The 12,532-nt window shown below is 62.4% G+C and carries 17 protein-coding genes; 12 read left to right on the top strand and 5 right to left on the bottom strand.

The genetic code is table 11. From position 1 onward, the window contains the following. Window position 1: 1 nt before the first annotated feature. Window positions 2–1,633, bottom strand: a complete 1,632-nt coding sequence (locus tag X727_RS152760; RefSeq protein WP_023834155.1) for a N,N-dimethylformamidase beta subunit family domain-containing protein — start codon at window positions 1,631–1,633, stop codon at window positions 2–4. 169 nt (window positions 1,634–1,802) lie between these two features. On the opposite strand from X727_RS152760, the gene X727_RS152765 reads away from it, so the two are divergent. The 6 genes from X727_RS152765 (at window position 1,803) to X727_RS152790 (ending at window position 6,098) form a co-directional block, all read left to right on the top strand. Continuing rightward, entirely contained in the window at window positions 1,803–2,051 is a 249-nt protein-coding gene (locus X727_RS152765) for a ParB N-terminal domain-containing protein (protein ID WP_008875526.1), read from the top strand. A 115-nt stretch (window positions 2,052–2,166) separates the two neighbouring features. Further along, window positions 2,167–3,123, top strand: coding sequence for an alpha/beta hydrolase (locus tag X727_RS152770; RefSeq protein WP_023834154.1), 957 nt, complete (start codon window positions 2,167–2,169; stop codon window positions 3,121–3,123). A 187-nt stretch (window positions 3,124–3,310) separates the two neighbouring features. After that, window positions 3,311–3,709 carry a GFA family protein gene (locus X727_RS152775; protein ID WP_023697596.1) on the top strand — a complete coding sequence of 133 codons (399 nt, stop codon included), beginning with the start codon at window positions 3,311–3,313 and terminating at the stop codon, window positions 3,707–3,709. A gap of 116 nt (window positions 3,710–3,825) precedes the next feature. Beyond that, window positions 3,826–4,017 (top strand): hypothetical protein, encoded by a 192-nt coding sequence (locus X727_RS152780; RefSeq protein WP_023669058.1) that lies wholly within the window; start codon window positions 3,826–3,828, stop codon window positions 4,015–4,017. Between the two features lie 357 nt (window positions 4,018–4,374). After that, complete coding sequence (locus X727_RS152785) at window positions 4,375–5,439, top strand: GH25 family lysozyme (protein WP_023690159.1); 1,065 nt, start codon at window positions 4,375–4,377, stop codon at window positions 5,437–5,439. Between the two features lie 152 nt (window positions 5,440–5,591). Further along, window positions 5,592–6,098: a DUF2314 domain-containing protein gene (locus X727_RS152790; RefSeq protein WP_023684921.1), complete on the top strand. Its 507-nt coding sequence runs from the start codon at window positions 5,592–5,594 to the stop codon at window positions 6,096–6,098. Here the strand turns inward: X727_RS152790 and X727_RS152795 are convergent. Then, on the bottom strand, window positions 6,088–7,047 hold the full coding sequence (locus tag X727_RS152795; RefSeq protein ID WP_023669055.1) for a LysR family transcriptional regulator: 960 nt from the start codon (window positions 7,045–7,047) through the stop codon (window positions 6,088–6,090). The genes X727_RS152790 and X727_RS152795 overlap by 11 nt on opposite strands. A gap of 103 nt (window positions 7,048–7,150) precedes the next feature. On the opposite strand from X727_RS152795, the gene X727_RS1000000168500 reads away from it, so the two are divergent. From X727_RS1000000168500 to X727_RS152805, 3 genes are read left to right on the top strand one after another with little or no spacing between them, the layout of a single operon-like run. Continuing rightward, window positions 7,151–7,324 carry a hypothetical protein gene (locus X727_RS1000000168500; protein WP_023669054.1) on the top strand — a complete coding sequence of 58 codons (174 nt, stop codon included), beginning with the start codon at window positions 7,151–7,153 and terminating at the stop codon, window positions 7,322–7,324. Between the two features lie 28 nt (window positions 7,325–7,352). Next, window positions 7,353–7,961 carry a class I SAM-dependent methyltransferase gene (locus tag X727_RS152800; RefSeq protein WP_023669053.1) on the top strand — a complete coding sequence of 203 codons (609 nt, stop codon included), beginning with the start codon at window positions 7,353–7,355 and terminating at the stop codon, window positions 7,959–7,961. After that, on the top strand, window positions 7,958–8,842 hold the full coding sequence (locus tag X727_RS152805; protein ID WP_023669052.1) for a DMT family transporter: 885 nt from the start codon (window positions 7,958–7,960) through the stop codon (window positions 8,840–8,842). Before X727_RS152800 ends, X727_RS152805 begins: the two co-directional genes overlap by 4 nt. A 20-nt stretch (window positions 8,843–8,862) precedes the next feature. Here the strand turns inward: X727_RS152805 and X727_RS152810 are convergent, their stop codons facing one another. After that, window positions 8,863–9,804 (bottom strand): phosphoribosylaminoimidazolesuccinocarboxamide synthase, encoded by a 942-nt coding sequence (locus X727_RS152810; RefSeq protein ID WP_023669051.1) that lies wholly within the window; start codon window positions 9,802–9,804, stop codon window positions 8,863–8,865. A 163-nt stretch (window positions 9,805–9,967) separates the two neighbouring features. Between X727_RS152810 and X727_RS152815 the strand changes: the two genes are divergently transcribed. Genes X727_RS152815 through X727_RS152825 form a run of 3 tightly spaced genes read left to right on the top strand, consistent with a single transcriptional unit; the run spans window position 9,968 to window position 12,096 of the window. Next, a complete protein-coding gene (locus tag X727_RS152815; RefSeq protein WP_023669050.1) occupies window positions 9,968–10,939 on the top strand; it encodes a DUF3592 domain-containing protein in 972 nt (323 codons plus the stop codon). Between the two features lie 13 nt (window positions 10,940–10,952). Continuing rightward, the gene (locus tag X727_RS152820) at window positions 10,953–11,489 is read left to right on the top strand and encodes a hypothetical protein (RefSeq protein WP_245265831.1); all 537 of its coding nucleotides are present in this window, start codon (window positions 10,953–10,955) and stop codon (window positions 11,487–11,489) included. Window positions 11,490–11,493: 4 nt separating this feature from the next. After that, window positions 11,494–12,096 carry a hypothetical protein gene (locus X727_RS152825; RefSeq protein WP_245265832.1) on the top strand — a complete coding sequence of 201 codons (603 nt, stop codon included), beginning with the start codon at window positions 11,494–11,496 and terminating at the stop codon, window positions 12,094–12,096. 23 nt (window positions 12,097–12,119) lie between these two features. Here X727_RS152825 and X727_RS152830 read toward each other — a convergent pair whose 3' ends face one another. After that, the gene (locus tag X727_RS152830; protein WP_023669048.1) at window positions 12,120–12,326 is read right to left on the bottom strand and encodes a type II toxin-antitoxin system HicB family antitoxin; all 207 of its coding nucleotides are present in this window, start codon (window positions 12,324–12,326) and stop codon (window positions 12,120–12,122) included. Between the two features lie 4 nt (window positions 12,327–12,330). Then, window positions 12,331–12,531 carry a type II toxin-antitoxin system HicA family toxin gene (locus tag X727_RS152835; protein WP_023669047.1) on the bottom strand — a complete coding sequence of 67 codons (201 nt, stop codon included), beginning with the start codon at window positions 12,529–12,531 and terminating at the stop codon, window positions 12,331–12,333. Window position 12,532 lies beyond the last annotated feature (1 nt).

Here is a 12,532-nt window from a genome sequence, read left to right as displayed (position 1 = left end):
GTCAGGACTTTCCGAGGTAGCGATCGATTACATTCCTGGTCACGCGCTCGACCATCGGATCCTGCCTGAGCAGGCCGGCCACCCATTCGCAGCTTCCGGCGTGGAAAACCTCGCCCTTGCCGCGCGGGAAATTGACGATCATGCCGTTGCCGCGTTTGACCTTTTCCAGATTGGCGTCGGTCGCCTCGCCAAACAGCGTTTCGGCCGTAAAGCGGCCATCCTCGTCGGTGAGAAACTGGTCCTCGATCGGGATGTCGGCGCTTTCCTCGACCTGGCTCGCCATGCCGACGGCCAGCACCTGCAGCCCGTCAGGCGCACCGCTGTCCGGTGTCGGATAGGGCAGGCCGCCGCGGATCTCGAAATCGAGCCCGTCGACCTCATAGCCATAGACATGGCTGTCGGCGCCAAGCAGGTCGCCATAATAGATGCCGGTGCCGGCAAAGGCCCAATGCTCGGGCCGATAGACCGGAAAGCCGCGCACGCCGCGCGGTGCGCACCCGCCCCAACCGGCATAGACGCCGCGCGTGGCGTTGAGGCCGAAGGTCATTGCACCGGGACGACCGATCTCAGGCGCTTCCCAGGAATTGGTGGCGCGGGTGACGTCGCCGCTATAGGCCGGGTCTTCGGCCCGCGCCCGGTATTTGTAGCAGACCTGCCGGCGGCCTTCGTCCTCGAGCCTTGTCTGCCACATGAAATTGCCGGCAAAGCGAGCCGCATGACCGCCGCGCTCGACGTAGCTGTCGACGGCGTCCCGCATTTCCCAGGTCCAGTACTCGTCATGGCCGACGAAGACCACGCAGTCATAGCCATCGAGGATTTCGGGCGAGAAGTGCAAATCGTGCTGGCTGGCGAGATCGACGCCGTAGCCGGCGCGCTCGGCAAAGCGGAAGAAGTGGCAGTCATAGCCCGCCCAGCCGGAGGAGGTGTATTTCTTCGAATGTCCGGTGGCGTACGCCCATTCCATGTGCGGATAGCGCGGCACGGTTTTCGGCGGCACCGCGACCTCCAAGGGCACGCGCGGCGCGTCCTTGGGCAGCACGACAAAGCCGCGGCACCACGGCCGCTGCGTCGACACCATGCGCGCATATTGGTCGCGGCCAGGTCCGGTGATACCCTGATAGGCGTTGGAGCCGCCCCAGGTGTTGTAGGACAGCCAGGTGCCCGTCGCCGCCACCTGCAGCACGCGACCGGGCTTTTTGCCGGGCAGGGGCGCGACGATGATGAGGTGATGGCAATGGATGGGCTCGCGCCCGTCCGCCGTCAGCGTCAGCCGATAGGCGCCGGATGGCCAATCGTTGCCGATGCGAAATTCGAAAGACGCCTCCCAGCCGCAGCCTTCGACCGAGCACTGGTCGGGCGTATCCTGCCAGCGCGCCGAAAGCCCCGTTTGCTCGAAGACTTTTGTCTCGCTGCCGCCGTCGCGGACAATGACAATGCTGAAGCGCGGCACTGTCGAACTGACATGCAGCGTCACGGTATCGCCGGCGCGGTAGGAAAATCGATCAGAATAGCACCAGATCTCGCCGCGCTCGCCGTCCATTCCCGGCCATTCATAGTAATGGCCGCGCACTGCCTCGCGGCGCTGCTCGGGCGTCAGTCCGAAATCGGGAAATTCGGTTGGCAGATGGGTCATGAACACCGAAAAAGTGACAGGCCGCCATTTCGGCCATCTGCCGGCCAAGCGTCAAATGGAAACGATCGGGCCAGCAATTGCATACGACACAATTGCTTGGCCGCTCTTGGCCGCACCCGGCAAACCGACTATCTCAGGCGAGGCGGTATGTTCCGCCTCGGGAGCCGGCATGCTGAGAGTGCAGAAGGTCAAGGTCGACGACATCTACGTGCCGACGGCGCGCAAGAAGACGCTGCATCCCGAAACGGTCCGGCATCTGGCCGAAGACATACTGGAAAACGGCATGAAGACGCCGATCCAGGTTCGCCATGACGGCAAGCGCCACATCCTGGTCGAGGGCCTGCACCGGCTGGAAGCCGCCAAATGGCTCGGCGAGACCGAGATCGACGCCTATCTGGTGCAAGCCAAGCGCCACTGAGGCGCGCGACCGATCGACAACAGCCAAACCGATCATTCTTCCGCGGATTTTTTCGCAGGGCATGTCGGCACGCGGCGTGCTCGCTCGTCCTTGGGGGGAACCTGAGGAGACCGACATGTCCAGACGAATCTATTTCGCCATTCTTGCCTCGGTCGCTGCCTTGTTTGCAGCGCCCGGCCCAGCCAATGCAGAGGAGACCAAGCCCGCCATGACCACCGAAGCAACAGCCATGCCGAAGCCGGAAAAGTCCGGCCTGCTGCCGATCGACGGCCTGAATTACTACTATGCCGTCTACGGCAAGGGCGAACCGCTGCTTCTGCTGCATGGCGGCCTTGGCACGTCCGACATGTTCGCGCCGTTGCTGCCTAGACTGGCGGAAAACCGCACCATCATTGCCGTCGACCTGCAGGGCCATGGCCGCACCGCGCTCGGCGAGCGACCCTTCAGCCTGGAGGGGATGGGCGACGACATGGCTGGTATCGTCAAGGCGCTCGGCTATGACAAGGTCGACGTGCTTGGCTATTCGCTGGGCGGCGGCGTCGCCTTCCGCATGGCCGTTCAGCATCCCGAGACGGTGAGACGTCTGGTCCTGGTCTCGACCGGCTTCGCCGCCAATGGCTTCTATGACGAGATGCGCGGCCAGCAGGCGCAGGTGAGCGCGGCCGCCGCCGATTTCATGAAGGACACGCCGATGTACAAATCCTACGTCGCCGTCGCCCCACGTCCCGACGATTTCCCCAAACTGCTCGATGCGCTGGGCAATTTCATGCGCAAGGATTACGACTATTCCGCCGATGTGGCGAAGCTGAAGATGCCAGTCATGCTGGCCTATGGCGACAGCGACATGTACAAGCCCGAGCACGAGATCAAGTTCTACCAGATGCTCGGCGGCGGGCTGAAGGATGCCGGCTGGATGCGTGAGAACCTGTCGCAGAACCGGCTGGCCATCATTCCCAATCGCACCCACTACGATGTCTTCTTCGCACCGGAGCTGACGGCCGCGGCACTGCCCTTCCTCAATGGCGAAACCAAGGTGAAGACCTGGGACGAAGTCCTCAGCGAAACGAAATAGCTTGCCTGAAAATACATGCCGGCCGTCTCGAAGAGGCGGTCGGCTTTTTTGTGCCTGCGAAGCTACGGAGCCTTGGCGCAGCCATTGATCCTATCGGCGCAATCGATGGCGCCATCAGGGCTTTTCAATTGACCGAAAGGTACCTATCGATATCATCAAGAGACCTTCAGTGTGATGGGTTCGAATGATGACGAAATACCAGGGCGGATGCCATTGCGGGGCAGTGCGCTACGGCACCGAGGCGGCGCCGCTCAACCAGCGCGTCTGCCACTGCCGGCGCTGCCAGAAGGTGATCGGCGCGGCCTTCAACGCCCGCCTTTTGTTTCGCATCGACGATGTCACCATCGAGGGAGAGGTGGCGACGGTCAACACCTCTCCGGACCTAAAGCGCGGCTTTTGCGCCGCTTGCGGCACCACGCTGTTTTCCCGACGCGACTCCGCCGGCATCGTCGGCATCACCACCGGCTCGCTCGACGATCCCTCACTTTTCAAGCCGGAGATGCATATGTGGACCGCCTCGAAGCAGCCTTGGCTGCAGCTCGAAGACGGCCTGCCGCACCATGAAGGCGCGCCGCCTCCGAACTGACGCCGGCCTTACCGGAAATTAATCCCGAAACCACGACATAGCCGGCAAAGCGTCATTGGCGGGCCATGATTGCCTGCCTATCTGTCGTCTGCGGGCCGGTATCGAGGAGACGACCGATGAGCGACAGAATCAGCACCCTGGACGAGCTTTTGAGCGATCCGATGGTCCTCCTCGTGATGGAGCGTGACCGCGTGCGCCCCGAACAGGTTCGCCTGCTGCTCGAACGTGCCCGCCGCCCGGCCGCCGACGCCGTGCCACCGGCGCATGTGGTGGCGAAAAGCTGCATGCAGCAATGGCTGGGAAGGTAAGGGCTTCCCCTTCTCCCCTTGTGGGAGAAGGTGGCCGAGCGAAGCTCGGTCGGATGAGGGGTGTTCCAGGGAACGCCAACGCCTCACTCCGCTGGAACANGAGAAGGTGGCCGAGCGAAGCTCGGTCGGATGAGGGGTGTTCCAGGGAACGCCAACGCCTCACTCCGCTGGAACACCCCTCATCCGTCTCGGCGCTACGCGCCGATCCACCTTCTCCCACAGGGGGAGAAGACAAGAGGGCCAATTCCTAATAACTTGATTCAAACTTTGTTGGTAATTTCTCGTTAGTAATCGAGGCCGGTTTGTCCGGCGGCGTCTGTTTGCCTTCGGTCTGTTGTGTTTTGCGTACAGGTCCAGATGCGGATTTCAGGCGTCGTCAGTTTCATGTTGGCATCGCTGTGGCTTGCCGGCTGTTCGTCCACAGCGGGCGTCGATGGCTTGCAGCCGTCGAACGAGACGACCAGTTCGGTCGTGCGTCCGAGCGCGCCGGTCACAGCGGCTCCGGCGGAGACCGCCGACCTCGCGCCGATGCGGTCCGACATGGTGGCCGACAACGCTGTGGCCGACAATGCGCCGCCCTTTTCCATGGTCGAGGAAGAAGAGGCCATCGTCGCGGGCACGCCGCAGGGGAGCACCAGACCACAGCTCGAGCCCGCCGCTCTGATGTCTGCGCCGAAGCGGTTGACGCGCGCGGCGCCGGCCATGCTGGCCTCGCCGGTCACCCGCTACGGTTTCCGCGACGCCAAGCCGATCAATTTCGGCAAGGCTTCGCCACGCTACCTTGCCGTCCACGGCGTCGACGTCTCGCGCTGGCAGGGCAATGTCAACTGGCGCAAGCTGCGTGCCCAGGGCGCCAACTTCGCCTACATCAAGGCGACCGATGGCGGCGACCATCTCGACCCGATGTTCATGAAGAACTGGCGCAATGCCGACGCCGCCGGGCTGAAGCGCGGCGCCTATCATTTCTTCTACTGGTGCCGCACTGCGGGCGAGCAGGCCGACTGGTTCATCCGCAATGTGCCGAGGGTCGAAGGCGCGCTGCCACCGGTAATCGATGTCGAGTGGAACGGCGAATCTTCCTGCAAGCGGCGGCCGTCGCGGGCCACCGTGCTGGAAAAGATGAAGGTGTTCATGGACAAGCTGGAGCGCCATTACGGCCAGCGGCCCATCATCTACACCGCGCCGGATTTCTATCGCGACAATCTCAAGGGTGCGTTTCTCGATTATCCGTTCTGGCTGCGCGCCGTCGCGCGGCATCCCTCAAAAGTCTATCCCGGCCGCAAATGGCTGTTCTGGCAGTATTCCGGCTCCGGCCTGTCGCACGGCGTGACCGGCCGCATCGACCTCAACGTCTTCCATGGCGACGAGCGCGCCTGGCGGGCATGGGCAGGCGGGCAGACGACCGTCGCCGACGCCGACTGAACGTCAGGCAGGTGCCGGTGCGCCTGCGCTGCCTGCCGCTGCGCCTTGGGTTGAATTTTCAGCGTCTCGCTAACGATCCGCTCACTGTGTCCTTTAGCGGTATCGCAACAGCCTTCCGGTAACGTGCCCGTGATCGGGTTTCGGAGGGATCCATGCGCAATCCAGTTGTGGCTGTCGCACTTGCCGCCGCCGTCGGCTACGGGTTTTTCAGTTCGCTCGGCCACATGCCGGGCGGAAGTGGCGCTTCGCTGGCGGAGTCGAAGCAGAACGTCGTGTCCTATTCCACCGAGGACAAGGCGATGCAGGCCGCCAAGGACAGCGGCCGCTCGACCCTCAAGCGCTTCCACGAATTGATGGACGCCGGCACACCCGGCACCTACACGGTAAAATTCCCGCTGACCCAGAACGGCGCCACCGAGCATATCTGGCTGCAGCTGGTCGGCTACAGCGACGGCTCCTATATCGGCCTGCTCGCCGACGTCCCGGTCAATGGCAACAAGTACAAGATGGGCGACAGGATGACGGTGACCGAGGCCGACGTCGAGGACTGGATGATCAAGAACGGCAAGGTGATCTATGGCGGCTACACCACGCGCCAGGCGCTTGCGGATATGCCGAAGGAACAGGTTGCAAGATACGGGTTGACCTTCAAGGACTGAGGGTTGAGGCGGGGGCGAGTTTTATCGCGGTGCCTAGAGGGCTGTCGCGCTTTTCGCGTTCGCGTATCTCTGCCGTCTGCGCCAGCACCCAGTCGCGAAACACCTTGATTTTGGGCGCGTTGCGGCGGCTCTCCAGATGCACCAGCCAATAGCCGTCGCCGTCCGATCCAAGCACGCCGAATGGCTGTATCAACTGGCCCTTTTCCAACAGGGCGCTGTAAAGGTTTCTGGTGAGGATCGCGGCGCCCTTGTCGGTCAGCGCCGCCATCGCATCATAGGCCTGCGTACCCAGCTTCGGGCCAGCGATGACGCGATCGGGCTCGAACGGCACGCCGGCAGCCTTGAACCAGATTTCCCACCAGGGATCGTCGGCACAGCATAGCGGCACTTGGTAGAGATCCTCGGGGCGGTGGATGCCGCCGACGCTTTCGGCGAGTCTCGGGCTGAGCATCGGCGTATAGTCCGCCTTGAACAGATAGTGAGCCGTCAGGCCCGGCCATTTTCCACTGCCGGTGCGAATGCCGACATCCATGTCGCCGCGCGTGAAATCGACCAGCCCGTGCGATGTATTCACCTTCACGGCAAGATCGGGATGCATCAGCTGGAATGTTCCAAGCCATACGGCCAGCCAGTTCGATGCGAAGGTTTCCATGGTCGTCACCGACAGCACGCCGGTCGCTCCACCCTTGGTGGCGACCCATGCGTCGGCCAGGGTCGAGAACGCGCCTGTTGCGTGCGGCGCCAGCTGCTGTCCGGCCTCGGTCAGCGCGATCTGCCTTGTTTTTCTTATGAAAAGCGGCGTTCCGGCACGTTCTTCCAGCACCTTTATCTGATAGCTGGCAGCTGATTGGGTCATGCCGAGTTCTTCGGCTGCCTTGGTGAAACTGCCCAGCCGGGCCGCGGCTTCAAAGACCCTGATGGCTCCTAATGGTGGTAGTTCCCAGCTCATGACGCATCAATCCCGCTGATGCATACTACGCGACGTTCGATTGGAAACCAAGCCCGGAAAACGGCATGCTGCATTCATCGGATCAAACCCTGAGGATACGGCAATGACCACCACCATCGCTCTCTACAACACGCTTCGCCGCCCGGTGCTCGACCTCTTCACCGCGCCGTTCAGGCCTCGCAAGCGCGGCTTGCTCGACCGCCGCTCGCTGTCGGATCATTTCCTCAGGGATATCGGTATGCTTGACGGACGCGTGCCTCCCGGCACCATTGGCTAAGCAAGCTCTTTGACCAGGGGAGGGAAAGATGACTGTGCCATCCGAGGATCTGGCGAAGAGCCGCCAAACGATCAACGCCTATGAGGACTATGCCGAACGCTACGACGCTCTGGTGCGGCACGTTCCGAACCAAAGAGAACAGAAATGGCTGAAGCGCCTGGTGAAGATCGCCGGCAAAGGTGGCCGGATTCTGGAAGTCGGTTCGGGGCCCGGATACGATGCGGACTTCGTCGAAGGGCTCGGTGTCCAGGTTCGGCGCACAGACGCAACGAAGCGGTTTCTCGAGTTGCAGGCCGCACGCGGCAAGCATGGTGAGTTTCTCGATCTCATCACCGACGATCTCGGCGGCCCCTACGACGCGGTGCTCGCATTGTGCGTCCTGATCCACGTGCCGCGCGAGCAGGCCGACCAGGTGCTTGCCAAGATTGCCGGGTCGTTGCGGCCGGGCGGCGCCTTCCTCGTCTCGATGCGCATTGGCGATGGCGAGAAGAGCGGCGAATATCATACGGTCTACTGGCGCAGGGACGACTTCGCGGCCCGCCTTGAAAACGCCGGGCTGGTTCTTGTCGGAGACGAATTCAACGTCGGCCGCGATCGCGAAGAGTGGACCACCTTTCTGGCTGTGAGGCCGTCATGACGCGCCGCGGACTGTTTTTGTTCGTGCTGCTCAGCCTCCTGTGGGGCATTCCCTATTTGTTGATCAAGCTGGCGGTTGCCGAGGTGTCGGTGCCCTTCCTGGTCTTTGCCCGAACAGCCGTCGGCGCCCTGGCGCTGCTGCCCTTCGTCCTTGTCCAGCGCAGTTTCGGATGGCTGAAGACACATTGGCCGGCGGTCGCCGCATTCTGTCTGGTCGAGATGATCCTGCCATGGGGGCTGATCACCCATGGCGAAGTCAGCATCGACAGTTCCACCGCCGGACTGCTGATTGCCATGACGCCGGCGGTAACCGTCGCGCTCTCAAAGCTGATGGGCTCGGATGAGCGGCTGGGGATACGCCGCTGGACCGGTCTTTTCCTCGGTTTTGCCGGTGTCTTCGTGCTGGCGCTGCCGACCTTGGGTGGCGGATTTCTCGCGGTCGTCGAGATTCTCATGGCCGCGGCCTGCTATGCCTCGGGTTCGATCATCGCGTCGCGCTGGCTGAACGATGTGCCGGCAACCTCGCTGACGGCAGTCTGTCTGGCAGGGGCCGCGCTGATCTACGCCGTGCCGGCGGCGTTGGCCTGGCCGGCGGCCATGCCGTCGACAACGGTGGTTGGCGCAATCCTCGGTCTTGGCGTGTTTTGCACGGCGATCGCCTTCGCCACCTATTTTCTGCTGGTGCGGGAGATCGGCCCCGAACGGGCGGTCGTCATAACCTATGTGGCGCCCGCCGTCTCCGTGGCAGCCGGCGTGCTCGTCCTTTCAGAGCCGCTCGATATCGGCATTGTAGCGGCTTTCGCGCTCATCCTGTGCGGATCATATCTCGGCACGTGGCGCGCTCCGCCAGAACCGTCCGTGTCCGCGACCTCGGCAAGTTGACCGGCGGCCGCCAGCCGCCGTCAGAAATAAGGTCGCAGGTTCTCGCGAATGCGGTCCAGCACCGTCTTTCCCGAGATATCGGCGGTGAAGGTCTTGCCGGTGATGGTCTCAAAGGCCTGCGTGTAAACCCGCGATGTCTGCTCGATGAGCTCGGCGGGGATTTTCGGAATACGATCCTTGTAGGGATCGCAGCGCGCGGTCACCCAGGCGCGAATAAAGTCCTTGTCGAAACTTTGCGGCCGCTCGCCTGCCTTGAAACGCTCTTCATAGGTTGCCGCAAGCCAGTAGCGGCTTGAGTCGGGCGTATGGATTTCATCGGCAAGGATGATGGTGCCATCCTTGTTCGTGCCGAACTCATATTTGGTGTCGACCAGGATCAGGCCGCGCTTCGCGGCCAACGCTTTGCCGCGCGCAAACAGCGCCAGCGCATAGCGCGAGACTGTGTCCCATTGCTCTTCCGATAACAGGCCGCGCGTCAGGATCTCGTCGCGCGTCAAGGGCTCGTCATGGCCGCCATCGAGCGCCTTGCTGGTCGGCGTGATGATGGCCTGCGGCAGCTTCTCATTGTCGCGCAGCCCGTCCGGCAGGCGGATGCCGTACATATCGCGTTCGCCGTTCTTGTATTTCGTCAGCACCGAAGTGCTGGTGGTGCCGGCGAGATAGTCGCGAACAACGATTTCCACCGGCAGAATGTCGAGCCTGGTGCCGACAACGACATTGGGGTCGGGATAATCGAGCACATGGTTTTGGCAGATGTCCGCCGTTTCCTCGAACCAGTAGCGCGCCGTCTGCGTCAGCAGCTCTCCCTTGAGAGGTATTGCGGTCAGGATCACATCGAAGGCGCTCAGCCGGTCGGTGGCGATGATGATGCGGCGGCCATCCGGCAGATCGTAATTCTCGCGGACCTTGCCTTTGTAGTGGTTCGGGAGTTCCGGAATGAAGGCATCCGAGAGAACGCGCAGTGCTGTCATCCTGGTCTCATGGCTCCTAACAGTTTGGGCGACTCTTAACAAAGTTGAGGGGGCTTCGATACCCGAGGAAGGGCGGTTCGTCCTTCGGGAATAATCAAGACATTGCCTTCGCCGTGCTATCTATTCGCAGCTTCCGACACTCCTGGGGGACGCGGTGGACGTAGAGCTCAAATTTCTGATTGTCGGATTTGCCTGCGCGATCGCGGGCGGTCTGTCGTTCATCACTTTCGTCAAATGGCGCGAGGTGCAGGCGATGAGCCACTGGCTGCCGGCGCCGGGCAAGATCATCTCGTCGCGCGTCGAGGCGCGTGAAGTCAGAAGGTCGGGCGTCGGCTCGGACAGCAGCGACACCACCGAGATGCGCAATTTTCCGGCGATCACCTTCGAATACAAGGTCGGTAAAAAGAAATTTCAAAGCTCGCGCTACAGCGTGAAGGAGAATCTGGGGAATTTCGAAGTCACCGAAACCCTGGCGCAGTTTCCCACCGGCGCTGAAGTGACCGTCTTCTACAATCCGGCCGATCCGGGCAAGGCCGTGATCGAACGCACCCTGCCGGACGGCGCCTTCAAGTTCATGGTCAAGCTCTCGGCCGGGCTGGTGATCGGCACGGTGGTGCTGGTGTTTTCGCTCGGTGGCGTGCTGGAGGCGATCCGGCCGCACCTGCCCAAGCCGCAGAACCTCGGCGCCGGAGCGCTGCTGCTGTTCATGGGCCTGATGATCCTGCGCATGGCCTTCGTCCAGAAGTCGCTTGCCGAGCAGGCGGCAAAATGGCCGGTCGCGCCCGGCCGCATCGATTCCTCCGGTCTGCAGGCGCTACGAAACTACAGCGGCCACCGACGCTGGAGCACCGTTTTCAAATCCCGCATCGTGTACAGCTACGGCGTCGCAGGCCAGCACTACACCTCAGACCGCGTCACCTTCGGCGCCACGGTCACCGCTTCAATGCCCGGCCTCGTCAGCAGCCAGGCGCGCAGCTATGCCGAGGGCGGCAAGGTCGACGTGCATTACGACCCAGCCAACCCCGCCTCGGCAGTGCTCGAATGCAGGGTGCGCGGGCTTTGGCTGCTGTGGGTCTGTTCGGCCGCGTTTCTGGGCGGCGCGGCTTGGCTGGTCGGTTTTATCTGAGGCGCCCACTTTCATGACAAGACATCCAATGATCGTCCGCAGGCTGGCCGTCGTTTGCCTGGCTCTGCTCGGCGCCGTGCAGGCAGCGAGCGCAAAGGAATGTCTGCTCAGCCACGCCACCTATCGCGAGCCGCGTTCGGGCGCGGTGTTGCAATTCCGGCCGCTAGACAATGAGCCGGCGGCACTGACGGCCGAAGTGTTTTCGGTGACCGTGCCCAACACCGACACGCGCTTGCCGGCCGACATCGCCTGGACCAATGGCAAAAATTCGTTTCCGCTCGGCACCATCCGCCACGCCTGCACCGACGACGACCGCGAAGCGGGGCTGGAGGATGGCAGCGGTCTCTGCCGGATATGGATGGGCCAGGTCTATGCCTTGACCGGAGGCGGCGCCGAGCAGCTGAATTCGCGCGAAGCGACACCGGCGCCGAAAGGGCTGTTGCTGCCCGATTTCGGCGCGGGCTTCACCGAATTTGCCGATTTCGCCAATGCCAATCCGGACGGCTCGGCGTGGGACGCCTTCACATTGACAGGATGCAGCGATGAATAGCGCCATGAGACCGATTGTCTGGATCTGCACGCTGTTTGCCTCGGCGACGATATCAGCCGCAGCGCGGGCGGACGAGCCGGCGCCATCGCGCCCGCCGATCGACAAATGCGTCTGGGAAAAAATGGCCGACAAGACGGTTGGGCTGGCCGCCTGGGTGCAGCGCTGCGATTTCGGTTTTCGCCAGATCCACTTCGAATTCGTCGGCAACGCGCTCGCCATCAAATACAGCGATGGCGGCGCGCCCGATCCGCTGGTCGAGGTGTTCGACATCAAATCAGGCGAAACCGCCGAGGCCGCGGTGTTGCGCCTGTTGCTGGAAAAGACCGACAAATCAGTCAGCGCCCGCTGCGTGCTGACGCCCTACACCGAGGGCACCGTGCCCGCGGGCGTCAAACGCTACACATTCAGCCCCGATGCTGCCTATGCGAAAGAGCTGAAGGCGCTAGCCAATGACGAAGTTCCCGAACCGCCCTGCGGCGACTGGGGCGAAATGCCGGATGGTATTCAGTATTTCGAGGCGCCGGCGGGTGAGGGGCGGAGGGTGCTGTTCGTTCGGGCGGGGCAGGACGAGCCGCTGTTCGACGATCAGACGCTAAGGGCGCGGTAGGAGGTTGTCCTGAAGGTTACCGCTTATGCCTCTACGTATTCCGCGAGACTGATTCCTTTGGGCACCTCCAGCCCATCGGCACGCAAGCCCTCGATGTGAAAGCGTATAGCGTCGCGAATTTCGATTTCTACTTCTGGCACGGTAGCACCAGTTGCGATGCAGCCGGGTAGGTCCGGCACATAGGCAGAGAAATTGTTGCCTGCTTTTTCAATCACCACCGCGTAACGCATATAGTCACTCCTTCAAACCGGACTGCTTGAGGATGCTGTTCAGTGTTCCTGGCGCAACCTCTTCAGACGGTTTGCCGGCCACGGTGACGCGGCCGGCTTTGGTTTTGTGCTTATATTGGCGATGGCTGCCCTTGGTTGCAACCAGATACCAACCGTCGGTCTCCAGCAGGCGAATGACTTCGCGGACTGTAAGCCGAGGCGGCATG

It is taken from the genome of Mesorhizobium sp. L103C105A0 (assembly GCF_000502215.1).
Taxonomy (GTDB): Bacteria; Pseudomonadota; Alphaproteobacteria; order Rhizobiales; family Rhizobiaceae; genus Mesorhizobium.
Note: the sequence above shows the minus strand (reverse complement) of the source record. Positions and strands in the feature narration are given on the sequence as shown.